The sequence below is a fragment of the Oikeobacillus pervagus genome, from assembly GCF_030813365.1.
GTDB lineage: Bacteria > Bacillota > Bacilli > Bacillales > DSM-23947 > Oikeobacillus > Oikeobacillus pervagus.
In genome coordinates this window covers 25,116-47,710 of sequence record NZ_JAUSUC010000025.1, presented here as the reverse complement: position 1 = coordinate 47,710, position 22,595 = coordinate 25,116, and the positions used below count along the sequence as shown (strand labels likewise).

Sequence of the window (22,595 nt, the reverse complement as noted above, 5' to 3'; positions counted from 1 at the left end):
GATAATAGAATACGTCGTAAGGTGTTAACCAAAGTTGTACCATATCCGCGCTCAAGCGGTTCTACGACGAATTTCCCATAAGTGGCATCATCGCTGATCTCAACCGTTTCAATTTTTGGTTTTTCAATTTCGATCATTCAATTATACCCTCCTTCAAAACGTCGAAACCCCGATCAGATTCACGATTCTAATCGAAATTCCCCATGTTTACGTTCCCGATTGTACACAACAACTGGACTTACTTTCTGTAACGAACGAAACATCATATCCCATTATTGACAGAGATATAAAATATTATACAGAAAAATTAAACACGGCGACGTTTTGGTGGACGACATCCGTTATGAGGAACTGGAGTTACATCTTTAATAGCTGTAACTTCTAATCCTGCAGCTTGAAGAGCACGAATAGCTGCTTCACGTCCAGCACCAGGACCTTTTACAGTTACTTCAAGAGTTTTCATACCATGTTCAATGGATGCTTTTGCTGCTGTTTCAGCTGCCATTTGGGCTGCAAATGGAGTGGATTTACGAGAACCTTTAAATCCAAGAGCACCAGCACTTGACCAAGATAAAGCATTTCCATGAACGTCAGTGATGGTTACGATTGTATTGTTAAATGTTGAGCGAATGTGTGCGATACCAGATTCAATATTCTTTTTCACACGACGTTTACGTGTATTTGTTTTACGAGCCATTATGAACTACCTCCTTTACCTATTATTTTTTCTTATTAGCTACAGTTTTACGTGGACCTTTACGAGTACGTGCATTATTTTTTGTATTTTGACCACGAACAGGTAAACCACGACGATGACGAAGACCACGGTATGAACCAATTTCCATTAAACGTTTGATGTTTAGGGAAACTTCACGGCGAAGATCTCCTTCTACTTTAAAAGTATCAATGATATCACGGATTTTATTTAATTCATCTTCCGTTAAATCACGTACACGAGTATCCTCAGATACACCAGCTTTCGCTAAAATTTGTTGTGCAGTTGGTCTACCAATACCGTAAATATATGTTAATGAAATGACTACACGTTTGTCACGTGGAACGTCAACACCAGCAATACGTGCCATATATGTGCACCTCCTTTAAAATTATCCTTGTTTTTGTTTATGTTTTGGGTTTTGACAAATAACCATTACTTTACCACGTCTACGAATAACTTTGCATTTTTCGCAAATGGGTTTGACAGATGGTCTAACTTTCATTTTTTTCAAACCTCCTTAATATTTCGGAGTGCCTTTATTTATAACGATAAGTGATTCTACCACGTGTAAGATCATAAGGTGATAGCTCAACTGTTACCTTATCGCCCGGTAAAATCCGAATAAAGTGCATACGAATCTTGCCAGATACATGCGCAAGCACTGTATGACCATTTTCAAGTTCAACTTTAAACATCGCATTAGGTAGAGTATCTACTACTTTACCTTCGACTTCAATAACATCGTCTTTCGCCATTAAACATTTCGACTCCCTTCTCTATTTTTGCAGAACCTCATTATAAAACTCACGAATGGTTGAACGCAACCTTTCATTTGTAAATCGCCTGGTTTCAAATAAACAGACAGAACCGCTGGAATCATACAAACCCATGACCCGCGAGTACTATGCCAGGCTTGAGGCGCTGGACTTTGAATGAAACATATCCAGGAGGATGGATAGACCCTCTCATGTAATTGTTGACCAATCTAAAGTCCAAAATACTCGCGTACAATAGAAAAACCATTTGATTCAACATACGTTTAAATCGCCTGGGGGAATTTGAAAGACGCTCACCAGATTAAAACTTGTAATCAAGAGATTCTTCCGTTCATTCAGCCGTCGCAGGATTAACAGATGATGATCTTCATTCCGAAAACCTTTGACTTCATGATCACCATGATACCTAGTAATCATTAATAGAGTATGATCCCCTTCTTTACTAACGTGATTGCCTGGAATATCGTGAACAAATATACGTTCACAAATGTACAAAATGCTGCCACGAAAACCATTATACCTTTTAAAAGAAGGAATTGCATCATGTTGAATCATAATTTTTTCACAAGTAGCATCTTACTATATCATTCTATTCCAGAAGCCACAACTTTTAAAGCTCTTAGTTGATAATCGTTAGATGCAGCCTGCTTCATTTAATAACTTATTTCACGAGGGGCACTACAAATGATCATCCATTAAGGCCTACAAGTAATTGATCAATATCTTCGAACACTTTATCAATATCCTGCTGTCCGTTAATATCTTTCAAATACCCTTTTTCACTATAAAAATCTAGTAGTGGTTGAGTTTGCTTTAAGTTCACATCTAAACGATTTTGGACCGTTTCTTCATTATCATCTGCACGTTGATAAAGCTCACCGCTACAACGATCACAGACACCTTCATTCTTCGGAGCGTTGAATACAAGGTGATAAGTTGCGCCACAGTCTTTACAGATCCGACGGCCTGTTAATCTCTCCATAAGGATATCTTTATCAACAGCCACATTGATAACATAGTCAATCTTTTTACCAAAATCAGCTAAAATATTTTCTAAAGCATCTGCTTGTGCAACAGTTCTTGGAAAACCGTCTAATAGAAACCCTTTTTGACAATCATCTTTTGCTAAACGTTCACGTACAATTCCGATTGTTACTTCATCAGGGACTAATTCACCTTTATCCATAAAAGATTTAGCTTTTAAACCAAGATCTGTACCTTCAGCCATTGCTGCACGGAACATATCTCCTGTTGAAATATGAGGGATTCCATATTTTTCTACTATCTTTTCAGCTTGAGTGCCTTTTCCAGCACCTGGAAGACCCATTAACACTAGATTCATTTATACTCCCCCTCAAGAAAGACTATATAAATTAAGGTAATAATCCTTAATCCTATTTATTTTATGAAACCTTTATAATGACGTTTTACAAGTTGCGCTTCTAATTGTTTCATCGTTTCAAGTGCTACACCCACTACGATTAGCAAACTAGTACCACCAATTTGTGCAGCTGGAGGTAGACCTGCAAATTTAATAAAGAATACAGGAAGAATCGAAACAAACGATAGGAAAATTGCTCCTACAAATGTTAAACGATACAATACCCTAGTTAAGTAGTTAAGAGTATCCTTTCCTGGACGAATTCCTGGGATATAACCACCTTGCTTCTTCAAATTCTCTGAAAGTTGCTCAGGATTCACTTGAATAAAAGCATAGAAGTAAGTAAAGGCAACAATTAACGCAACATAGATCATCATACCAACTGGTTTTTGATAATCAAAAATATACTGTATTGTACTCGTTACTTTTCCAGAACCAAAAAAGGATGCGATCGTTTGCGGAGTTATAATAAAGGAAATCGCAAAGATTACTGGAATAACACCAGCCGCGTTGACCTTTAATGGTAAATGAGTAGACTGCCCTCCAACAGGACTGCGGCCTACAACTCGTTTCGCATACTGAATAGGAATTTTACGTAAAGCTTGTTGTACGAAAATGACTCCGACGATAATCGCTAATACAGCTAAAAGAATCAATAGTAATACAACAATCTTTAAGAATAACTGCTCTCCAGCTCCTTCAATTTGCTGCGCATATATTTGGTTAACAGCGTTTGGAATTGCCGCGACAATCCCCGCAAAGATGATGATAGAAATCCCATTTCCAACACCCTTTGCTGTAATCTGTTCTCCAAGCCACATAAGAAAAGCTGTACCTGCCGTTAATACGAGAGCAATTAAAAGATAAGTGCCGATCCCATTACTTTCGATTAATGATCCACCATATAAACGGTTAAAGCCGTAAGACATACCAAAAGCTTGAATTAATCCGAGAACAATAGTGAAATATCGAGTAAATTGGGCTAGCTTTCTTCTACCAACTTCTCCTTGCTTTGACCATTCTGTAAATTTAGGAACAACATCCATTTGCAATAATTGTACGATGATTGATGCTGTAATGTATGGCATGATCCCCATAGCGAATATAGAGAAGTTTTGCAACGCTCCACCGCCAAAAGTATTCAAGAAACCGATAAGACCAGCTTGTTCCTGCATTTTCAGAACCTCAGCATTAACATTCGGTACCGGAATAAAAGTACCTAGCCGAAACACGACTAACATAAGAAGGGTGAATATAATTTTTCTTCTTATATCACCCACGCGCATAAAATTGGAGATTGTACGAAACATTAAATCACCTCGGTCTTACCGCCGGCAGCTTCGATTGCTTCTTTCGCAGTAGCCGAGAATTTATGAGCTTTCACAGAAAGTTTTTTCTCAATTTTTCCATTTCCAAGAATTTTAATTCCGGATTTTTCTCTGCTAACCACACCGGTTTCAAGAAGAAGTTCTGGAGTAACTTCAGTACCATCTTCAAAGCGATTTAACGAATCAAGATTAACAACCGCATATTCTTTTCTGTTAATGTTTGTAAATCCACGTTTTGGTAAACGTCTGAAAAGTGGAGTTTGACCACCTTCAAAGCCAAGACGGACACCGCCACCTGAACGAGCGTTTTGACCTTTATGACCTTTACCAGATGTTTTACCATTACCAGAACCAGGTCCACGTCCAACACGATTGCGTTCTTTACGAGAGCCTGTTGCAGGTTTAAGTTCGTGAAGTTTCATAATTGGCACCTCCTTATTCACTGATTATTTATTATTGTTCTTTAACAGTAACTAAGTGAGCAACTTTGTTGATCATACCTCTAATTGCTGCATTATCTTCGTGTTCTACTGTTTGATGTACTTTACGAAGTCCAAGGGCTGTAACTGTTGCACGTTGATCTTTCGGACGACCGATCAAGCTGCGAGTGAGGGTAATTGCTAATTTGTTTGCCATATAAATCCCTCCTTATCCTAACAGTTCTTCTACTGATTTACCACGTAATTTAGCTACGTCTTCAGCACGTTTCAATTGTTTTAAACCATCGATAGTTGCACTAACCATATTAATCGGTGTATTGGATCCTAAAGATTTAGAAAGAATGTCACCGATGCCAGCAAGTTCTAGAACGGCACGAACAGGTCCACCTGCGATAACTCCAGTACCCTCAGAAGCTGGTTTTAATAAAACGTTACCCGCACCAAAATGACCAATGACTTCATGTGGAATAGTTGTTCCAACTCTTGGTACTTCCACTAAGTTCTTCTTAGCATCTTCAATTGCTTTACGAATTGCATCTGGAACTTCTTGTGCTTTTCCTGTTCCAAAACCTACATAACCGTTTTTATCTCCAACAACAACAAGTGCTGTAAAACGGAAACGACGACCACCTTTTACTACTTTCGCAACGCGGTTAACGGTAACAACGCGTTCTTCTAGTTCAAGTTTATTTGGATCTAAGCGACGCATAAAAAATGTCCCTCCTTTATATTAGAATTGTAAGCCATTTTCACGTGCAGCATCTGCTAGGGCTTTAATACGTCCGTGGAAAAGATATCCTCCACGATCAAACACTACAGAATTAATGCCTTTTTCAACTGCTCTTTTCGCAACTAATTCTCCAACCTTAACCGCAGCTTCAACATTTCCTGCAGATTCTACGTTAATTTCTTTATCAAGAGTTGAAGCACTAGCAAGTGTTACTCCTTTTGTATCATCGATCACTTGAGCATAAATGTGTTTATTTGAACGGAACACGTTTAAGCGAGGACGAGATTCAGTACCATCGATTTTCGCACGTACCCGACCATGTCTTTTTTTACGCACTTTATTTTTATCCGGTTTAGTAATCATTGAAGTGTCACTCCTTTCTTTTACCTAAGAGGCATTACTTACCTGTTTTACCTTCTTTACGACGTACATATTCACCTTCATAGCGAATTCCTTTCCCTTTATAAGGTTCTGGAGGACGAACGCCACGAATGTTAGCTGCAATTGCACCAACACGTTCTTTATCAATACCTTTTACGATCACTTTCGTATTAGAAGGAACTTCAATTTCGATACCTTCTTCAGGTTCAATCTCAACTGGATGTGAGTAACCAACATTCAAAACAAGCTTTTTACCTTGTTTTTGTGCACGATAACCAACACCGATCAGTTCAAGAGATTTTTCGAAACCATTAGAAACACCTTGAACCATATTTGCTAAAAGAGCACGAGTTGTTCCGTGTACAGTACGGTGTTCTTTTGTTTCAGATGGGCGAGAAATATTAATCACATTCTCTTCAATTTCGATTTTCATATCAGGATTAAATGATTTTGAAAGTTCCCCTTTAGGCCCCTTTACAGTTACAGCATTATTTGCATTTGTAACCGTAACGCCAGCTGGGATTTCAATTGGTTTTTTACCAATACGAGACATATTGTTGCACCTCCATTCTTTAAAGAGTTCTTACCAAACGTATGCTAAAACTTCTCCACCAATTTGTTTTGCACGAGCTTCTTTATCCGTAACCACACCTTGAGATGTAGAAACAAGCGCGATACCTAAGCCATTAAGTACTTTTGGTACTTCATTTGCTTTTGCATAAACACGTAGGCCTGGTTTGCTGATACGTTTTAGACCAGTAATTACACGTTCGTTGTTTTGGCCATATTTTAAGAAAATACGGATAATACCTTGTTTGTTATCCTCGATATATTCAACATCACGAACAAAACCTTCACGTTTTAAAATATCAGCGATATCTTTTTTGATTTTAGAACCAGGTACTTCTAGTTTTTCGTGACGAACCATATTCGCATTACGGATGCGAGTAAGCAAATCTGCAATAGGATCAGTCATTACCATAATTGATTACCTCCTTCCCGAGTTGGGTATTACCAGCTAGCTTTTTTAACGCCTGGAATTTGTCCCTTGTATGCAAGTTCACGGAAACAAATACGGCAAAGTTTAAACTTACGATATACTGAATGAGGACGTCCACAACGTTCACAACGAGTATACTCACGAACTTGATACTTTTGAGTACGTTTTTGTTTCGCTACCATTGATTTTTTAGCCACGTTTTCGCCTCCCTTTTAATAGCGATTACTTTTTGAATGGCATTCCGAATTGTGCTAATAATTCACGAGATTCTTCATCTGTGTTAGCAGTTGTTACAATAACGATGTCCATACCACGAACTTTTGTTACTTTATCATAATCAATTTCAGGGAAAATAAGTTGTTCTCTTACTCCAAGAGTGTAGTTACCGCGACCATCAAAAGCTTTTTTAGATACACCACGGAAATCACGTACACGTGGAAGAGAAACAGAAATTAATTTGTCTAGAAATTGATACATACGCTCACCGCGTAAAGTTACTTTTGCACCAATTGGCATTCCCTCACGTAAACGGAAACCAGCAATTGATTTTTTCGCACGTGTTATTACAGGTTTTTGCCCAGTGATAAGAGCTAATTCTTCAACAGCGTTATCCAATGCTTTCGCATTTTGGACTGCATCACCGACACCCATATTCACAACGATCTTTTCAATTGTAGGTACTTGCATAACTGATTTATAATTAAACTTTTGCATTAAAGCTGGACTAATTTCTTTATTGAACTTTTCTTTTAGGCGGTTCATTTAGTGTACCTCCCTTCATTTCAGACTATTTATCTAATAATTCACCAGATTTTTTAGCTACACGAACTTTTTTACCGTCTACATCTTTATAACCTACGCGAGTCGGCTCATTTGACTTTGGATCTAAAGGCATCACGTTAGAAACGTGAACAGGTGCCTCTTGGCTAATGATCCCACCTTGTGGATTGATTTGAGAAGGTTTTGAGTGTTTTTTTACGATGTTCACGCCTTCTACAATAACACGGTCTTTTTTAGGATAAGCTGCTAATACGATACCAGTTTTTCCTTTATCTTTTCCCGTGATGACCATTACTTTATCGCCTTTTTTTACATGCATTTTATCGCACCTCCTTGAACGGCCAGATAATATTTCAAATTAAATAACTTCTGGAGCTAATGAAATGATTTTCATGAAATTGCTGTCACGTAATTCACGAGCAACTGGTCCGAAGATACGAGTTCCACGTGGTCCTTTATCATCGCGGATAATAACGCAAGCATTTTCATCAAAACGAATATATGAACCGTCATTACGACGAACACCACGTTTAGTTCTTACAACAACCGCTTTAACAACGTCACCTTTTTTGACAACGCCTCCTGGTGTTGCTTGTTTCACTGTACAAACAATCACATCACCAATATTAGCGGTTTTACGGCCAGAACCTCCAAGAACTTTAATCGTTAATACTTCACGTGCACCTGAGTTGTCAGCGACTTTCAAACGAGATTCTTGTTGGATCATTTTGGTTACCTCCTTTCGGAATGAAAAATATTTCCGAACAATGTATTAGATAATAACTGCTTTTTCTACAACTTCAACTAGACGGAAACGTTTTGTAGCAGAAAGTGGACGAGTTTCCATAATTCTTACGATATCGCCAATTTTTGCTTCGTTTAACTCATCATGAGTTTTATATTTTTTTGAGTACTTAACGCGTTTGCCGTAAAGTGAGTGTTTTTTATGAGTTTCTACTAGAACTGTAATTGTTTTATCCATTTTGTCGGATACAACACGGCCAGTATAAACTTTGCGTTGGTTACGTTCACTCATTTTTCGCGAACCTCCTCTCCATTATCAGTTGTTAACACCGATCTCTCTTTGACGGATTACAGTTTTCATACGAGCGATCGCTTTGCGTACTTCACGAATACGAGCTGTATTTTCAAGCTGACCAGTCGCTAGTTGGAAGCGAAGGTTAAATAATTCTTCTTTTAATGATTTTACATTTTGTTCAATTTCGGCAGTGGTTAGTTCACGAATTTCATTAGCCTTCATTAGATTCACCACCAATTTCTTCTCGTTTTACAAACTTACATTTAATTGGAAGTTTGTGAGCAGCAAGACGTAATGCCTCACGTGCAGTTTCTTCATCTACACCTGCAATTTCAAATAAGATTTTTCCAGGTTTTACAACAGCTACCCAACCTTCAGGAGCACCTTTACCGGAACCCATGCGGACCTCTAATGGTTTTGCTGTATATGGTTTATGAGGGAAAACTTTAATCCACACTTTACCGCCACGTTTCATATAACGAGTCATCGCAATACGTGCTGCTTCAATTTGGCGGTTTGTGATCCATGAAGCTTCTACAGCTTGTAAACCGTATTCACCAAAAGAAACTTCTGCCCCACCTTTTGTGCGACCACGCATTTTACCGCGATGTTCACGACGGTATTTTACACGTTTTGGAAGTAACATGATTTATTTTCCTCCTTCCTCAGTTTTCTTTTTCGTAGGAAGGACTTCTCCACGGTAAATCCATACTTTAACACCGAGTTTGCCGTATGTTGTATCAGCTTCTACATGTGCATAGTCAATATCAGCGCGAAGAGTATGAAGTGGAACTGTACCTTCACTATAGTGTTCAGAACGAGCGATATCTGCACCGCCAAGACGACCAGAAACCATTGTTTTAATACCTTTCGCACCAGCACGCATTGTACGTTGGATCGCTTGCTTTTGAGCACGACGGAAAGAAACACGGTTTTCTAATTGACGAGCGATGTTTTCAGCAACAAGCTTCGCATCAAGATCAGCTTTCTTAATTTCAACAATATTAATGTGAACTCTTTTACCAGTTAATTGATTTAATGATTTACGTAATGCTTCAACTTCAGTACCACCTTTACCAATTACCATACCAGGTTTAGCAGTTTGTACTGTAATGTTGATTCTGTTTGCAGCACGTTCAATTTCTACACGTGAAACAGATGCATCTGCAAGGCGTTTTGTAATGTATTCGCGAATTTTGATATCTTCGTGTAAAAGATCTGCGTAGTCTTTTTCAGCAAACCATTTTGATTCCCAATCACGAATAACACCAACACGCATTCCATTAGGATGTACTTTTTGACCCACGAATTATCCCTCCTTCTTTTCTGATACCACGATTGTAATGTGGCTTGTTCTTTTATTAATTTGGCTCGCACGTCCTTGAGCACGTGGGCGAAATCTCTTTAATGTAGGACCTTCATTTACATATGCTTGTTCTACAACAAGATTATTCACATCTAAATCATAGTTATGTTCTGCGTTTGCCATAGCAGACTTTAATACTTTTTCAATGATTGGAGAAACAGTTTTCGGCGTATGACGTAAAATCGCAACAGCTTCTCCTACTTGTTTTCCTCGAATTAAATCAACGACTAAACGGGCTTTACGAGGAGCAACACGTACTGTTCTAGCAACAGCTTTTGCTTGCATTAGGATACCCTCCTCTCATTAACGTCTTGTTTTCTTATCATCACTAGCATGGCCTCTATATGCACGAGTTGGCGCGAATTCACCTAGTTTATGCCCAACCATATCTTCCGTAACATATACAGGTACATGTTTACGTCCATCATAAACAGCAATTGTATGGCCAATGAAATTAGGGAAAATTGTAGAACGACGTGACCAAGTTTTGATTACTTGTTTTCCGTCTGTTTCATTCAATTTTTCAATTTTGCTCATTAAATGCTCATCAACAAAAGGTCCCTTTTTTAAACTACGACCCATAATGGTACCTCCCTTCGTGATTGTTCTACGGTTCTTTTGATGAACCGTAGTTCAACCCCGTTATTTTTTACGACGACGTACAATAAGACTGTCGGATTTGTTGTTTTTCTTACGAGTTTTGTAACCAATAGTTGGTTTACCCCAAGGTGTAACAGGAGATTTACGTCCAATTGGAGTACGTCCTTCCCCACCACCATGTGGATGGTCATTAGGGTTCATAACAGATCCACGAACTGTTGGGCGTTTGCCTAACCATCTTGAACGACCTGCTTTACCTACAGTAACCAATTCATGCTGTTCATTTCCTACTTGACCTACAGTAGCACGACAAGTAGCTAAAATCATACGAACTTCACCAGAAGCTAGACGTACAAGTACATATTTACCTTCTTTACCCAATACTTGCGCTGAAGTACCAGCAGAACGAACTAATTGTCCACCCTTACCTGGTTTAAGTTCAATATTATGAACAAATGTACCCACTGGAATGTTCACAAGTGGAAGTGCATTCCCTACTTTAATATCAGCTTCAGGACCTGACATAATTTCCATTCCAACTTTAAGGTTTTTAGGAGCTAAAATATAACGTTTTTCACCATCTACATAGTTGATTAACGCAATATTAGCTGAACGGTTTGGATCATATTCAATTGTGGCAACGCGTCCTGGTATACCATCTTTATCGCGTTTGAAGTCGATTAAACGATATTGACGCTTATGACCGCCACCTTGATGACGAACAGTAATTTTACCGTGATTGTTACGGCCGCCTTTTTTATTTAAAGGAGCAAGCAAAGATTTTTCTGGTTGATCCGTAGTGATCTCAGAAAAGTCCAATGCTGTCATGCCGCGTCGACCATTTGAGGTCGGTTTATACTTTTTGATCGCCATGTTATTTTCCCTCCTCTTCTATTAGATGTTATACTTCAAAAATTTCGATTTCTTTACTATCAGCTGTTAAAGTAACAACTGCTTTACGACGTTTGTTTGTATAGCCAGCATAGCGACCCATACGTTTGAATTTACCTTTATAGTTCATTACGTTTACTTTCGCTACTTTGACACCGAACACTTCTTCAATGGCATCTTTCACTTGAGTTTTGTTAGCTCTTACGTCTACTTCAAAAGTGTATTTTTTGTCTGCCATAATGTCAGTTGAACGTTCAGTAATTACGGGGCGCTTAATGATTTCGCGTGCATCCATTACGCAAGCACCTCCTCTACTTTTTCAACGGCTGCTTTCGTCATGATTAATTTATCGTGAGCAATTACATCTAGAACACTAATTCCGTTAGCATCAACAACTGTAATACCAGGGATATTACGAGCGGATAATGCAACATTTTGGTCTAAATCATTGATAACAACGAGTGCTTTAGAGTCTACAGATAAATTTTTAAGTACGTTAGCGAACTCTTTTGTTTTAGGAGCATCAAATGTTAATGCTTCTAATACTAGGATGTTTTCTGATACTACTTTTGAAGAAAGTGCTGATTTAACCGCTAAGCGACGTACTTTCTTTGGTAGTTTATAGCTATAGCTACGAGGAACTGGTCCGAATACAATACCGCCACCACGCCATTGTGGAGAGCGAATAGAACCTTGACGCGCACGACCTGTTCCTTTTTGACGCCACGGTTTACGTCCGCCACCACGAACCTCAGAACGAGTTTTCGCTTTGTGTGTTCCTTGTCTTTGTGAAGCTCTTTGCATTAGTACAGCTTCATGCATTACATGTTCGTTTGGTTCGATCCCAAACACTGAATCATTAAGTTCGATTTCTCCAACCTGAGATCCACTTTGATTTAATAAAGCTACTTTTGGCATTCTTGTTTCCTCCTTTCTGAAAATGGTAAATTATTTTGCTTTTACCGCCGTTTTAATTTTCACTAAACCTTTTTTAGGTCCAGGTACATTACCTTTTACTAAAATCACATTACGTTCAGCGTCCACTTTAACAACTTCCAGATTTTGAATAGTGATTTGTTCTCCACCCATGCGTCCTGGTAATGCTTTTGATTTAAATACGCGGTTTGGAGCTACAGGTCCCATTGAACCTGGGCGACGATGGTAGCGAGATCCATGTGACATTGGTCCACGGCTTTGACCATGACGTTTAATAGCACCTTGGAAACCTTTACCTTTCGAAATTCCAGTTACATCAATGATGTCACCTTCTGCAAAAATATCTACACTGACTTCTTGACCAACTTCATATCCTTCCGCATCAATTTCGCTAAATTCGCGAATGAAGCGCTTAGGAGCAGTATTTGCCTTGGCCACATGCCCTTTTTCAGGTTTATTTGCTAATTTCTCACGTTTATCCTCAAATCCAAGTTGAACTGCAGCATAACCGTCACCTTCAACGGATTTCACTTGTAGAACAACGTTTGGAGTAGCTTCAATCACTGTTACAGGGATTAAATCACCATTCTCAGCAAATACTTGAGTCATTCCAATCTTTCTACCTAAGATTCCTTTGGTCATAAGTCACACCTCCTATAATGGTTTATTTATATTTATTAAAGTTTAATTTCAATATCGACACCTGATGGTAAGTCTAAACGCATTAATGAATCAACTGTTTTTGGAGTTGGGTTCACGATATCGATTAGACGCTTATGCGTACGCATTTCAAACTGTTCACGAGAATCTTTATACTTATGAACAGCACGTAGAACTGTATAAACAGATTTTTCTGTTGGTAACGGAATCGGACCTGAAACAGATGCTCCGGAACGTTTCGCAGTTTCCACAATTTTCTCTGCAGATTGATCAAGAATTCTATGATCATAAGCTTTTAAACGAATACGAATTTTTTGTTTTGCCATTATTTTCCCTCCTTTGTCGCCTACTTTAGTAATAGACATTCTCCATGAAAATTTCCTGACGCACTCGCCATGGCAAAGCGGCCGGGTGTGTCAGCAACCTTTCACTTCATCGCAGTCAAAGACCAACATTATACATTATACATAATTTCTTTGTCCAATGCAATAAAAATTTATAGATTGGTTTTGAACACTATTGGATTATACATTTTTTCTTAAAAAATATCAAGCATATCAAAAAAAGAGGGACTTCCTTTTTTAGTTAATGGAATTCAATTAAAAGAATTTGGAATCGAGGATCTGAAGATGTAAGGATGTAAATGAGAAATTTTAAGAGGAACAAATGAGAAAAGCGCCTACGATCATCGGCGTACGAATTTCGTAGGCTTCGACTGAGATAAAGGAAACACTGCGAGGTAGTCCACGAGCTGATGTTGACTTATCGGAGGGAGAAGACGGAGAAATTTGCTAGCCGATAGGCGCTGGAGCTAGACGACACCAAATGCGGAAGCGACTTGAACATCGGCGTACGAATTTCGTAGGCTTCGACTGAAATAAAGGAAACACTGCGAGGGGGTTTTCGAGCTGATGTTGACTTATTGGAGGGAGAAGACGGAGAAATTTGCTAGCCGATAGGCGCTGGAGCTAGACTGTACAACATTTTTAAAAGGTTATCCACAGTTATAAATTTTATAGATTCCTAAAAAGTCAAAAAAACTGCGAGGACGTTCCCCGCAGTTTTTATAAAAAATAAATTATTTTTCGATTGTAGATACAACACCAGATCCAACTGTACGTCCGCCTTCACGGATAGAGAATCTAGTACCATCTTCAATTGCGATTGGTGAAATTAATTCGATTGACATTTCAACGTTATCACCAGGCATTACCATTTCTACTCCTTCAGGAAGAGTAACGATTCCAGTTACATCAGTTGTACGGAAGTAGAATTGTGGACGGTAATTTGAGAAGAATGGAGTATGACGTCCACCTTCTTCTTTAGATAAAACATAAACTTCTGCAGTAAATTTAGTATGTGGAGTGATTGTACCTGGTTTAGCAAGTACTTGACCACGTTGGACTTCTTCACGAGAAATACCACGAAGAAGAGCACCAATGTTATCTCCAGCTTCTGCATAGTCAAGAAGTTTACGGAACATTTCAACACCAGTTACTGTAGTAGATTTTTGTTCATCAGATAAACCTACGATTTCAACAACGTCACCAACTTTTACTTGTCCGCGTTCTACACGACCAGTAGCAACAGTACCACGACCAGTGATTGAGAAAACGTCCTCAACTGGCATCATGAATGGTTTTTCAGTATCACGTTCTGGAGTTGGGATATATTCATCAACTGCAGCCATTAATTCAAGAATTTTTTCTTCCCATTCTGCTTCACCTTCAAGAGCTTTAAGAGCAGAACCTTTAATTACAGGGATATCGTCACCAGGGAAGTCATATTCAGAAAGAAGGTCACGAACTTCCATTTCTACTAATTCAAGTAATTCTTCGTCGTCTACCATGTCACATTTATTTAAGAATACAACAATGTATGGTACACCAACGTTACGAGAAAGAAGAATATGCTCACGAGTTTGTGGCATTGGACCATCAGCAGCAGAAACTACTAAGATAGCACCGTCCATTTGTGCAGCACCAGTGATCATATTTTTAACATAGTCAGCATGTCCTGGGCAGTCAACGTGTGCATAGTGACGAGTTGCTGTTTCATATTCAACGTGTGAAGTAGAAATTGTGATTCCACGTTCTTTTTCTTCTGGAGCAGCGTCGATTTGATCGTATCCACGTGCTTCAGCACCACCAGCTTTTGCAAGAACTGTAGTGATAGCAGCAGTTAAAGTTGTTTTACCATGGTCAACGTGACCAATTGTACCAATATTAGCATGTGATTTTGAACGGTCGAATTTTTCCTTAGCCATTAGGAAATCCTCCTTTTATTTAAATAAATTAGTTAAGTATCTATATGGTAGTTGAAGATGGGGATCCTCCATCTTCAAACTTTCCATAACTTACAATAGTATTTATACTTTATAAAAGTGTATAAATCAATTATTCACCTTTATTTTTTTTAATAATTTCTTCTGAAATTGATTTAGGAACTTCTTCGTAATGATCGAAGTGCATTGAATATACACCGCGACCTTGTGTATTAGAACGTAAAGACGTTGCATATCCAAACATTTCAGCTAGTGGAACAAATGATTTAACCACTTGTGCATTGCCACGTGCCTCCATGCCTTCAACGCGTCCACGACGAGAAGTTATATCTCCCATGATATCTCCTAAATATTCTTCAGGAATAACAATTTCAACTTTCATAACAGGTTCTAAAATAACAGGGTTACATTTAGAAGCTGCATTTTTAAGGGCCATTGATGCTGCAATTTTGAAGGCCATTTCAGAAGAGTCAACATCATGGTAAGATCCATCGAATAATTTTGCTTTTACATCAATCAATGGGAATCCAGCAAGAACACCATTTTCAAGAGAGTCTTCTAGACCAGCTTGAACAGCAGGAATATATTCACGTGGAACTACCCCACCGACAATTGCATTTTCAAATTCAAAACCTTTTCCTTCTTCATTTGGAGAGAATTCAATCCATACATGTCCGTATTGTCCACGACCACCAGATTGGCGAGCAAATTTCCCTTCAACCTGTGCACTTGAACGGAATGTTTCACGATAAGATACTTGTGGAGCACCTACGTTCGCTTCTACTTTGAATTCACGACGCATACGATCTACGATGATATCTAAGTGTAATTCACCCATTCCACCGATAATTACTTCACCGGTTTCTTGGTCAGTATGTGCACGGAATGTTGGATCTTCCTCTTGAAGTTTTTGTAAAGCTGTTGTCATCTTATCTTGGTCAGCTTTAGATTTCGGCTCAACAGATAAGTGAATAACTGGTTCTGGGAATTCCATAGATTCAAGAATAACGAGATTCTTTTCATCACATAATGTGTCACCAGTTGTAGTATCTTTCAAACCTACAGCTGCAGCAATATCCCCAGCGTATACTTCAGAAATTTCTTGACGAGAGTTGGCGTGCATTTGTAAAATACGGCCAATACGTTCCCTCTTACCTTTTGTTGAGTTTTTAACATATGATCCAGATTGTAATGTACCAGAGTACACACGGAAGAATGTTAGTTTACCAACATAAGGGTCAGTCATTACTTTAAAAGCAAGAGCTGAGAATGGTTCGTCATCGCTTGAATGGCGTTCAATTTCTTCTTCTGTATCAGGAACTATTCCTTTGATTGATTCAACATCAGTCGGAGCAGGAAGATAGTCAATTACTGCATCTAGCATTAATTGAACACCTTTATTTTTAAACGCTGTACCACAAAGTACTGGATAAAATTCAACGCTCAAAGTAGCTTTACGAATCGCTGCTTTTAGCTCTTCTTTAGTGATTTCTTCTCCACCAAGATATTTATCCATTAGTTCTTCGTCTAATTCAGCTACTGCTTCGATTAATTTTTCACGATATTCTTCTGCTTTCGCAAGATGTTCTTCAGGAATTTCGCGAACTTCGACATCTGTTCCAAGGTCATTACCATAGAAAGTTGCATTCATTTCGATTAAGTCGATGATTGCTTCAAATTGATCTTCCGCCCCAATTGGTAATTGGATTGGATGAGCATTCGCTTGTAAACGATCATGTAATGTACCAACAGAATATAAAAAGTCAGCACCTGTTTTATCCATTTTGTTTACGAAAACAATTCTTGGTACACCGTAAGTAGTTGCTTGGCGCCAAACTGTTTCTGTTTGAGGTTCAACACCAGATTGAGCATCAAGAACGGTTACAGCACCATCTAATACACGTAGTGAACGTTCAACTTCAACTGTGAAGTCTACGTGCCCTGGTGTATCGATAATGTTTACACGATGACCTTTCCATTGAGCAGTAGTTGCAGCAGATGTAATGGTAATACCGCGTTCTTGTTCTTGAGCCATCCAGTCCATTTGAGACGCACCTTCATGTGTTTCACCAAGTTTATGGATACGACCTGTATAATAAAGGATACGCTCAGTAGTAGTCGTTTTACCGGCATCGATATGTGCCATGATCCCGATATTTCGAGTATTTTCTAAGGAGAACTCTCTAGTCATGGATGTTTTTCTCCTTCCTAATTTGTTTGTGTTTTATTTAAAAAATTACCAACGATAATGAGCGAAAGCTTTATTAGCTTCTGCCATTTTATGTGTATCTTCACGTTTCTTAACAGATGCTCCACTGTTATTAGCTGCATCTAGAATTTCGTTTGCTAAACGTTCTTCCATTGTTTTTTCTCCACGAAGACGTGAATAATTAACTAACCAGCGAAGACCTAAAGTTGTACGACGTTCTGGACGAACTTCTACAGGTACTTGGTAGTTAGCACCACCCACACGGCGTGCTTTAACCTCTAATACTGGCATGATGTTTTTAAGCGCTTGATCAAATACTTCCATTGGATCTTTACCTGTGCGCTCACGAATGATATCAAATGATGCGTAAAGAATTTTTTGAGATGTTCCTCTTTTACCGTCTACCATTAGTTTATTGATAAGACGAGTTACAAGCTTTGAGTTGTAAATTGGATCTGGTAATACATCTCTCTTAGCTACAGGACCTTTACGTGGCATGTGATTTCCTCCTTTCAGTTTATGTTCATATAGGATAAGCTATTATTTTTTCTCTTTTGGTTTCTTTGTACCATATTTAGAACGGCCTTGTCTACGTGTTTCAACACCTGCTGTATCAAGAGCACCACGAACAATATGATAACGAACCCCTGGTAAGTCTTTTACACGACCACCGCGAATAAGTACTACGCTGTGTTCTTGTAAGTTATGTCCAATACCAGGAATATAAGCTGTAACTTCAATTCCATTTGTTAAACGAACACGCGCATATTTACGTAATGCTGAGTTCGGTTTTTTCGGTGTCATTGTACCAACACGAGTACAAACACCGCGCTTTTGAGGTGAAGATACATTTGTTTGCATCTTTTTGAAACTATTGTAACCTTTATTAAGCGCTGGTGATTTTGAAGTTGTTGCTTTAGTTTTACGAGGTTTACGCACTAACTGATTAATTGTAGGCATATAAAGATCCTCCCTTCTCAAATTTTAAGCCCACACATCCAGGTGGCTCATTTTTAGTTAAAAACAATGTTTTTGTAGTTTACTACAAAAACATTTATTTACTAACGATTGCTACAACAGCAGCCCCAACATCTATTTTAGAAGCTTTTCCAAGCTTCTTCATTGAGTCAACATTTGTGATTGTTACATGATATTTCTTAGCAGTCTTTCTTATTTCATTTATTAAATAAGGATCTGCATCTTGTGCAACAAACACTTCAATGGCTTTGCCAGATTCGAGAGCTTTCACTGTTTGCTTTGTTCCTATTTTTATGTTTTCAGCCTGTGCTACTTTTTCATAAGACAAATTTTTATCCTCCAAAGTAACAAGGTAACATAGGAGCACCTTGAATATATTATCACTTAATATTTTTCGTGTCAACAATATATTTTTGATACGATGTCGGAAAACCGACATCGTATCATTTTAACTTTCGATTGTGACTGTGTCTTCCGTTTTTTCTTCGATTATAACCGGCTCAGATCTTCGATATCTTTGCATACCTGTACCAGCCGGAACCAGTTTCCCGATGATTACATTTTCCTTCAATCCTAGTAACTCATCGCGTTTACCTTTGATTGCTGCATCCGTTAGTACTCGAGTTGTTTCTTGGAAGGAGGCAGCAGACAAGAATGAATCTGTTTCAAGAGAAGCTTTTGTAATACCTAACAAGACTGGTCGACCTGTTGCAGGAACTTTTCCCTCAAGAAGAGCTTTTGAGTTTGCATCTCTAAATTGATGAATATCAAGTAATGAACCAGGCAATACATCAGTTTCACCCGCATCAATGACACGCACTTTACGAAGCATTTGGCGAACCATTACTTCTATATGCTTATCACCGATTTCAACCCCTTGCATCCGGTAAACCTTTTGTACTTCCAATAATAAATATTCTTGTACAGAGGATACATCCTTCGCTTTCAACAATTCCTTAGGATCTATAGAACCTTCTGTAAGCTCTTGACCACGTTCAATTACATCATTCACGCCCACTTTTAGACGTGCGGTATAAGGTGCATTATAGGTTCTTGATTCTACCTCACCTGTAATGACAATCTCTTGTTGACGATCGCGACCTTCGTTAATAGCTGTTACGACACCGTCAATTTCGGAAATAACTGCTTGCCCTTTTGGATTCCGCGCTTCAAATAATTCTTGAATACGAGGCAAACCTTGAGTGATATCGTCTCCAGCAACCCCACCTGTATGGAAAGTACGCATCGTTAACTGTGTACCAGGTTCTCCTATTGATTGGGCAGCTATGATTCCAACTGCTTCACCCACTTCAACTTCCTGACCTGTTGCGAGGTTACGTCCATAGCATCGCTTACAAACACCATGACGTGTATTACATGTAAAGGCAGAGCGAATCCAAACTTCCTCAATACCCGCATTAACAATTTTTAGTGCTGTATCTTCATCAATTAAATCATTTTCTTTCGCCAAAATTTCGCCTGTTTCTGGATGCTTGATTGTTTTTCTGGAATAACGTCCAACTAGGCGTTCTACTAACGGCTCAATAATTTCTGTCCCTTCTTTAAGTGAACGGATTAATAAACCGCGGTCTGTTCCACAATCATCATCTCGGACGATGACATCTTGTGCCACATCTACTAGACGACGTGTTAAGTAACCTGAGTCAGCTGTTTTTAAGGCTGTATCCGCTAGACCTTTACGTGCTCCATGTGTGGAGATAAAGTACTCTAACACAGTTAACCCTTCACGGAAACTTGATTTAATTGGTAATTCGATAATTCGACCAGCCGGGTTGGCCATGAGACCACGCATACCTGCTAACTGAGTGAAGTTAGAGGCATTACCACGGGCTCCTGAATCACTCATCATGAAGATCGGGTTTGTATTATCAAGGGTTTTCATCAATTTCCCTTGAATAACATCTTTTGCATCACTCCATACAGAGATTACACGGTCATATCTTTCATCCTCAGTAATTAATCCACGTCTAAATTGTTTCATTACATTATCTACTTTATCCTGTGCCGACATCAAGATCTGCTCTTTTTCAGCTAATACTACAATATCCGCAACCCCAACTGTAATACCGGCCTTCGTCGAATACTTAAATCCGAGATCTTTCATGCGGTCAAGCATTTTAGATGTCTCTGTAATTTTGAAACGTTTAAAAACTTCAGCGATGATATTACCAAGAATTTTCTTTTTAAATGGTGAAACAAGCTCTTGACTTTCAATATGCTCTTTCACATTAACCGTTGGTGCAACAAAATATCTTTCAGGTGTTTTGACCTCAAGATTTTGTTTTGTTGGCTCATTTATATACGGGAATGTGTTCGGTAATATTTCATTGAAAATTAATTTACCGACTGTTGTCACAAGCAACATTTTTCTTTGTTCGTCTGTAAATGTTTGATTATCAAGTGAACCAGCATAAATGGCTACTCTTGAATGAAGATGCACATAGCCATTTTGATAAGCTAAAATCGCCTCATTTGTATTATTAAAGACCATGCCTTCACCAATTGCACCGGCTCTTTCAAGAGTGAGGTAGTAATTTCCAAGTACCATATCTTGAGATGGGGTTACAACTGGTTTACCATCTTTAGGATTCAAAATGTTTTGAGCCGCAAGCATCAACATACGTGCTTCTGCTTGTGCTTCTGCTGAAAGTGGCACGTGCACAGCCATTTGGTCACCGTCAAAGTCCGCGTTATAAGCCGTACATACTAAAGGATGTAGACGGATTGCACGGCCTGAAACTAGTGTAGGTTCAAACGCCTGGATCCCTAACCGGTGAAGAGTTGGTGCCCGGTTTAACAGTACCGGGTGTTCCTTAATGACTTCTTCTAGAACATCCCATACTTCAGGTTGAACTCGTTCGATTTTTCTCTTTGCACTCTTAATATTATGTGCTAAACCTTTTCCGACAAGCTCTTTCATGACAAACGGCTTAAAGAGCTCTAACGCCATTTCTTTCGGAAGTCCACATTGATACATTTTCAAGTTAGGACCTACAACGATTACAGAACGACCAGAGTAGTCAACGCGTTTACCTAATAAGTTTTGACGGAAACGTCCTTGTTTTCCTTTTAACATATGAGAAAGTGATTTAAGTGGGCGATTTCCTGGACCTGTAACAGGGCGTCCACGTCGACCATTATCGATTAGAGCATCTACCGCTTCTTGAAGCATACGTTTCTCATTTTGAACAATGATACTAGGTGCCCCTAAGTCTAATAAGCGCTTTAAGCGATTATTACGATTGATCACTCGTCGATAAAGATCGTTTAAATCAGAAGTCGCAAAACGCCCACCATCCAACTGAACCATTGGACGTAATTCTGGAGGAATAACCGGTAGAACATCTAAAATCATCCAATCCGGATTGTTTCCTGAATTTCTGAACGCTTCAATAACTTCTAATCTTTTTATCGCTCTTGTTCGCCGTTGACCTTGTGCGGATTTTAATTCTTCTTTTAGTTGATCTACTTCCTTATCTAAATCGATATCTTGTAGTAACTTCTTAATAGCTTCTGCACCCATAGCCGCTTGGAACTTATTTCCGTACTTTTCACGATAAGTACGATACTCTTTTTCAGAAAGAAGTTGTTTTTTCTCCAAAGCCGTATCTGCAGCCTCGGTCACAACGTATGATGCAAAATAGATAACTTCTTCCAAAGCCCTTGGGGACATGTCAAGGACAAGTCCCATCCGGCTTGGAATACCTTTAAAATACCAAATATGGGATACTGGAGCAGCGAGTTCAATATGACCCATACGTTCACGACGAACTTTCGCTTTCGTTACCTCCACTCCACATCGATCACAAACAACGCCTTTATATCTAACTCTTTTATATTTACCACAATGACATTCCCAATCTTTTGTTGGGCCGAAAATTCGTTCACAGAATAAACCATCTTTTTCTGGTTTTAGTGTTCGATAGTTGATGGTTTCTGGTTTCTTTACTTCTCCGAATGACCAGGAACGGATTTTATCCGGTGACGCTAGACCAATTTTCATATACTCGAAGTTATTCACATCTAGCAAGGGGCCTACCTCCCTTATAATCTACAGGTTTTACCCAATTTGCCTTC

The 22,595-nt window shown here is 38.8% G+C and carries 33 protein-coding genes and 1 pseudogene; all 34 read right to left on the bottom strand.

Annotated features, from left to right (window positions below):
* A pseudogene (locus tag J2S13_RS10635) lies at positions 1 to 137 on the bottom strand (DNA-directed RNA polymerase subunit alpha); the annotation flags it as partial.
* Positions 138 to 307: 170 nt separating this feature from the next.
* Entirely contained in the window at positions 308 to 697 is a 390-nt protein-coding gene (rpsK, locus tag J2S13_RS10630) for a 30S ribosomal protein S11 (RefSeq protein WP_307257738.1), read from the bottom strand.
* Positions 698 to 719: 22 nt separating this feature from the next.
* A complete protein-coding gene (rpsM, locus tag J2S13_RS10625) occupies positions 720 to 1,085 on the bottom strand; it encodes a 30S ribosomal protein S13 (protein WP_307257737.1) in 366 nt (121 codons plus the stop codon).
* A 21-nt stretch (positions 1,086 to 1,106) separates the two neighbouring features.
* Positions 1,107 to 1,220, bottom strand: coding sequence for a 50S ribosomal protein L36 (gene rpmJ / locus J2S13_RS10620; protein ID WP_307257736.1), 114 nt, complete (start codon positions 1,218 to 1,220; stop codon positions 1,107 to 1,109).
* Between the two features lie 34 nt (positions 1,221 to 1,254).
* Positions 1,255 to 1,473, bottom strand: coding sequence for a translation initiation factor IF-1 (gene infA, locus J2S13_RS10615; RefSeq protein ID WP_307257735.1), 219 nt, complete (start codon positions 1,471 to 1,473; stop codon positions 1,255 to 1,257).
* A 709-nt stretch (positions 1,474 to 2,182) separates the two neighbouring features.
* Entirely contained in the window at positions 2,183 to 2,836 is a 654-nt protein-coding gene (locus J2S13_RS10610) for an adenylate kinase (protein ID WP_307257734.1), read from the bottom strand.
* Between the two features lie 56 nt (positions 2,837 to 2,892).
* A complete protein-coding gene (gene secY, locus J2S13_RS10605) occupies positions 2,893 to 4,185 on the bottom strand; it encodes a preprotein translocase subunit SecY (protein WP_307257733.1) in 1,293 nt (430 codons plus the stop codon).
* The gene (rplO, locus tag J2S13_RS10600) at positions 4,185 to 4,625 is read right to left on the bottom strand and encodes a 50S ribosomal protein L15 (protein WP_307257731.1); all 441 of its coding nucleotides are present in this window, start codon (positions 4,623 to 4,625) and stop codon (positions 4,185 to 4,187) included. Before rplO ends, secY begins: the two co-directional genes overlap by 1 nt.
* Positions 4,626 to 4,656: 31 nt before the next feature.
* The gene (gene rpmD, locus J2S13_RS10595) at positions 4,657 to 4,839 is read right to left on the bottom strand and encodes a 50S ribosomal protein L30 (protein ID WP_307257730.1); all 183 of its coding nucleotides are present in this window, start codon (positions 4,837 to 4,839) and stop codon (positions 4,657 to 4,659) included.
* Between the two features lie 12 nt (positions 4,840 to 4,851).
* Positions 4,852 to 5,352: a 30S ribosomal protein S5 gene (gene rpsE / locus J2S13_RS10590; protein WP_307257728.1), complete on the bottom strand. Its 501-nt coding sequence runs from the start codon at positions 5,350 to 5,352 to the stop codon at positions 4,852 to 4,854.
* Between the two features lie 21 nt (positions 5,353 to 5,373).
* Positions 5,374 to 5,736 carry a 50S ribosomal protein L18 gene (rplR, locus tag J2S13_RS10585; RefSeq protein WP_307257727.1) on the bottom strand — a complete coding sequence of 121 codons (363 nt, stop codon included), beginning with the start codon at positions 5,734 to 5,736 and terminating at the stop codon, positions 5,374 to 5,376.
* Between the two features lie 34 nt (positions 5,737 to 5,770).
* Entirely contained in the window at positions 5,771 to 6,307 is a 537-nt protein-coding gene (gene rplF / locus J2S13_RS10580; RefSeq protein ID WP_307257726.1) for a 50S ribosomal protein L6, read from the bottom strand.
* 30 nt (positions 6,308 to 6,337) lie between these two features.
* Positions 6,338 to 6,736, bottom strand: coding sequence for a 30S ribosomal protein S8 (rpsH, locus tag J2S13_RS10575; protein WP_307257725.1), 399 nt, complete (start codon positions 6,734 to 6,736; stop codon positions 6,338 to 6,340).
* A 29-nt stretch (positions 6,737 to 6,765) separates the two neighbouring features.
* On the bottom strand, positions 6,766 to 6,951 hold the full coding sequence (locus tag J2S13_RS10570; RefSeq protein WP_307257724.1) for a type Z 30S ribosomal protein S14: 186 nt from the start codon (positions 6,949 to 6,951) through the stop codon (positions 6,766 to 6,768).
* Between the two features lie 25 nt (positions 6,952 to 6,976).
* Positions 6,977 to 7,516, bottom strand: coding sequence for a 50S ribosomal protein L5 (gene rplE / locus J2S13_RS10565; protein WP_307257723.1), 540 nt, complete (start codon positions 7,514 to 7,516; stop codon positions 6,977 to 6,979).
* Between the two features lie 25 nt (positions 7,517 to 7,541).
* A complete protein-coding gene (gene rplX, locus J2S13_RS10560; protein WP_307257722.1) occupies positions 7,542 to 7,853 on the bottom strand; it encodes a 50S ribosomal protein L24 in 312 nt (103 codons plus the stop codon).
* 39 nt (positions 7,854 to 7,892) lie between these two features.
* Complete coding sequence (gene rplN, locus J2S13_RS10555) at positions 7,893 to 8,261, bottom strand: 50S ribosomal protein L14 (RefSeq protein WP_307257721.1); 369 nt, start codon at positions 8,259 to 8,261, stop codon at positions 7,893 to 7,895.
* A 45-nt stretch (positions 8,262 to 8,306) separates the two neighbouring features.
* Positions 8,307 to 8,570, bottom strand: a complete 264-nt coding sequence (gene rpsQ / locus J2S13_RS10550; protein ID WP_307257720.1) for a 30S ribosomal protein S17 — start codon at positions 8,568 to 8,570, stop codon at positions 8,307 to 8,309.
* Positions 8,571 to 8,594: 24 nt separating this feature from the next.
* Positions 8,595 to 8,795, bottom strand: a complete 201-nt coding sequence (gene rpmC, locus J2S13_RS10545; RefSeq protein WP_307257719.1) for a 50S ribosomal protein L29 — start codon at positions 8,793 to 8,795, stop codon at positions 8,595 to 8,597.
* Positions 8,785 to 9,219: a 50S ribosomal protein L16 gene (gene rplP, locus J2S13_RS10540; protein ID WP_307257718.1), complete on the bottom strand. Its 435-nt coding sequence runs from the start codon at positions 9,217 to 9,219 to the stop codon at positions 8,785 to 8,787. The genes rpmC and rplP overlap by 11 nt, the downstream gene beginning before the upstream one ends.
* A 3-nt stretch (positions 9,220 to 9,222) precedes the next feature.
* Positions 9,223 to 9,879, bottom strand: a complete 657-nt coding sequence (gene rpsC / locus J2S13_RS10535; protein WP_307257717.1) for a 30S ribosomal protein S3 — start codon at positions 9,877 to 9,879, stop codon at positions 9,223 to 9,225.
* A 3-nt stretch (positions 9,880 to 9,882) separates the two neighbouring features.
* Positions 9,883 to 10,224 carry a 50S ribosomal protein L22 gene (gene rplV / locus J2S13_RS10530; RefSeq protein WP_307257716.1) on the bottom strand — a complete coding sequence of 114 codons (342 nt, stop codon included), beginning with the start codon at positions 10,222 to 10,224 and terminating at the stop codon, positions 9,883 to 9,885.
* A gap of 18 nt (positions 10,225 to 10,242) precedes the next feature.
* Complete coding sequence (rpsS, locus tag J2S13_RS10525) at positions 10,243 to 10,521, bottom strand: 30S ribosomal protein S19 (RefSeq protein WP_307257715.1); 279 nt, start codon at positions 10,519 to 10,521, stop codon at positions 10,243 to 10,245.
* 60 nt (positions 10,522 to 10,581) lie between these two features.
* Positions 10,582 to 11,412 carry a 50S ribosomal protein L2 gene (rplB, locus tag J2S13_RS10520; protein WP_307257714.1) on the bottom strand — a complete coding sequence of 277 codons (831 nt, stop codon included), beginning with the start codon at positions 11,410 to 11,412 and terminating at the stop codon, positions 10,582 to 10,584.
* Positions 11,413 to 11,440: 28 nt separating this feature from the next.
* Positions 11,441 to 11,725 carry a 50S ribosomal protein L23 gene (rplW, locus tag J2S13_RS10515; RefSeq protein WP_307257713.1) on the bottom strand — a complete coding sequence of 95 codons (285 nt, stop codon included), beginning with the start codon at positions 11,723 to 11,725 and terminating at the stop codon, positions 11,441 to 11,443.
* A complete protein-coding gene (rplD, locus tag J2S13_RS10510; protein ID WP_307257712.1) occupies positions 11,725 to 12,348 on the bottom strand; it encodes a 50S ribosomal protein L4 in 624 nt (207 codons plus the stop codon). The genes rplW and rplD overlap by 1 nt, the downstream gene beginning before the upstream one ends.
* A gap of 30 nt (positions 12,349 to 12,378) precedes the next feature.
* Positions 12,379 to 13,008, bottom strand: a complete 630-nt coding sequence (gene rplC, locus J2S13_RS10505) for a 50S ribosomal protein L3 (RefSeq protein ID WP_307257711.1) — start codon at positions 13,006 to 13,008, stop codon at positions 12,379 to 12,381.
* A 35-nt stretch (positions 13,009 to 13,043) separates the two neighbouring features.
* Positions 13,044 to 13,352: a 30S ribosomal protein S10 gene (gene rpsJ, locus J2S13_RS10500; RefSeq protein ID WP_307257710.1), complete on the bottom strand. Its 309-nt coding sequence runs from the start codon at positions 13,350 to 13,352 to the stop codon at positions 13,044 to 13,046.
* Positions 13,353 to 14,104: 752 nt separating this feature from the next.
* A complete protein-coding gene (gene tuf / locus J2S13_RS10495) occupies positions 14,105 to 15,292 on the bottom strand; it encodes an elongation factor Tu (protein WP_307257709.1) in 1,188 nt (395 codons plus the stop codon).
* A 130-nt stretch (positions 15,293 to 15,422) separates the two neighbouring features.
* Positions 15,423 to 17,501 (bottom strand): elongation factor G, encoded by a 2,079-nt coding sequence (gene fusA / locus J2S13_RS10490; RefSeq protein ID WP_307257708.1) that lies wholly within the window; start codon positions 17,499 to 17,501, stop codon positions 15,423 to 15,425.
* Between the two features lie 45 nt (positions 17,502 to 17,546).
* Positions 17,547 to 18,017, bottom strand: a complete 471-nt coding sequence (rpsG, locus tag J2S13_RS10485) for a 30S ribosomal protein S7 (RefSeq protein WP_307257707.1) — start codon at positions 18,015 to 18,017, stop codon at positions 17,547 to 17,549.
* 42 nt (positions 18,018 to 18,059) lie between these two features.
* Positions 18,060 to 18,479 carry a 30S ribosomal protein S12 gene (rpsL, locus tag J2S13_RS10480; RefSeq protein ID WP_307257706.1) on the bottom strand — a complete coding sequence of 140 codons (420 nt, stop codon included), beginning with the start codon at positions 18,477 to 18,479 and terminating at the stop codon, positions 18,060 to 18,062.
* A gap of 94 nt (positions 18,480 to 18,573) precedes the next feature.
* Positions 18,574 to 18,825 carry a 50S ribosomal protein L7ae-like protein gene (locus J2S13_RS10475; protein ID WP_307257705.1) on the bottom strand — a complete coding sequence of 84 codons (252 nt, stop codon included), beginning with the start codon at positions 18,823 to 18,825 and terminating at the stop codon, positions 18,574 to 18,576.
* Between the two features lie 120 nt (positions 18,826 to 18,945).
* The gene (gene rpoC, locus J2S13_RS10470) at positions 18,946 to 22,548 is read right to left on the bottom strand and encodes a DNA-directed RNA polymerase subunit beta' (protein ID WP_307257704.1); all 3,603 of its coding nucleotides are present in this window, start codon (positions 22,546 to 22,548) and stop codon (positions 18,946 to 18,948) included.
* Positions 22,549 to 22,595: the final 47 nt, after the last annotated feature.

Coding starts and splice junctions, on each gene's coding strand:
- rplX (WP_307257722.1), bottom strand. CDS start 7,853: ATGCATGTAAAAAAAGGCGATAAAGTAATGGTCATCACGGGAAAAGAT.
- tuf (WP_307257709.1), bottom strand. CDS start 15,292: ATGGCTAAGGAAAAATTCGACCGTTCAAAATCACATGCTAATATTGGT.
- rpmC (WP_307257719.1), bottom strand. CDS start 8,795: ATGAAGGCTAATGAAATTCGTGAACTAACCACTGCCGAAATTGAACAA.
- rplP (WP_307257718.1), bottom strand. CDS start 9,219: ATGTTACTTCCAAAACGTGTAAAATACCGTCGTGAACATCGCGGTAAA.
- secY (WP_307257733.1), bottom strand. CDS start 4,185: ATGTTTCGTACAATCTCCAATTTTATGCGCGTGGGTGATATAAGAAGA.
- rplB (WP_307257714.1), bottom strand. CDS start 11,412: ATGGCGATCAAAAAGTATAAACCGACCTCAAATGGTCGACGCGGCATG.
- rpsL (WP_307257706.1), bottom strand. CDS start 18,479: ATGCCTACAATTAATCAGTTAGTGCGTAAACCTCGTAAAACTAAAGCA.
- J2S13_RS10610 (WP_307257734.1), bottom strand. CDS start 2,836: ATGAATCTAGTGTTAATGGGTCTTCCAGGTGCTGGAAAAGGCACTCAA.
- rpsG (WP_307257707.1), bottom strand. CDS start 18,017: ATGCCACGTAAAGGTCCTGTAGCTAAGAGAGATGTATTACCAGATCCA.
- rpmJ (WP_307257736.1), bottom strand. CDS start 1,220: ATGAAAGTTAGACCATCTGTCAAACCCATTTGCGAAAAATGCAAAGTT.
- rpsE (WP_307257728.1), bottom strand. CDS start 5,352: ATGCGTCGCTTAGATCCAAATAAACTTGAACTAGAAGAACGCGTTGTT.
- rpsM (WP_307257737.1), bottom strand. CDS start 1,085: ATGGCACGTATTGCTGGTGTTGACGTTCCACGTGACAAACGTGTAGTC.
- rpsS (WP_307257715.1), bottom strand. CDS start 10,521: ATGGGTCGTAGTTTAAAAAAGGGACCTTTTGTTGATGAGCATTTAATG.
- rplW (WP_307257713.1), bottom strand. CDS start 11,725: ATGGATGCACGCGAAATCATTAAGCGCCCCGTAATTACTGAACGTTCA.
- rpsQ (WP_307257720.1), bottom strand. CDS start 8,570: ATGAGTGAACGTAACCAACGCAAAGTTTATACTGGCCGTGTTGTATCC.
- rpsJ (WP_307257710.1), bottom strand. CDS start 13,352: ATGGCAAAACAAAAAATTCGTATTCGTTTAAAAGCTTATGATCATAGA.
- rpsK (WP_307257738.1), bottom strand. CDS start 697: ATGGCTCGTAAAACAAATACACGTAAACGTCGTGTGAAAAAGAATATT.
- rplR (WP_307257727.1), bottom strand. CDS start 5,736: ATGATTACTAAACCGGATAAAAATAAAGTGCGTAAAAAAAGACATGGT.
- rplO (WP_307257731.1), bottom strand. CDS start 4,625: ATGAAACTTCACGAACTTAAACCTGCAACAGGCTCTCGTAAAGAACGC.
- rplC (WP_307257711.1), bottom strand. CDS start 13,008: ATGACCAAAGGAATCTTAGGTAGAAAGATTGGAATGACTCAAGTATTT.
- rplD (WP_307257712.1), bottom strand. CDS start 12,348: ATGCCAAAAGTAGCTTTATTAAATCAAAGTGGATCTCAGGTTGGAGAA.
- rplE (WP_307257723.1), bottom strand. CDS start 7,516: ATGAACCGCCTAAAAGAAAAGTTCAATAAAGAAATTAGTCCAGCTTTA.
- rpmD (WP_307257730.1), bottom strand. CDS start 4,839: ATGGCAAACAAATTAGCAATTACCCTCACTCGCAGCTTGATCGGTCGT.
- fusA (WP_307257708.1), bottom strand. CDS start 17,501: ATGACTAGAGAGTTCTCCTTAGAAAATACTCGAAATATCGGGATCATG.
- rpsH (WP_307257725.1), bottom strand. CDS start 6,736: ATGGTAATGACTGATCCTATTGCAGATTTGCTTACTCGCATCCGTAAT.
- rplV (WP_307257716.1), bottom strand. CDS start 10,224: ATGCAAGCAAAAGCTGTTGCTAGAACAGTACGTGTTGCTCCTCGTAAA.
- rplN (WP_307257721.1), bottom strand. CDS start 8,261: ATGATCCAACAAGAATCTCGTTTGAAAGTCGCTGACAACTCAGGTGCA.
- rplF (WP_307257726.1), bottom strand. CDS start 6,307: ATGTCTCGTATTGGTAAAAAACCAATTGAAATCCCAGCTGGCGTTACG.
- infA (WP_307257735.1), bottom strand. CDS start 1,473: ATGGCGAAAGACGATGTTATTGAAGTCGAAGGTAAAGTAGTAGATACT.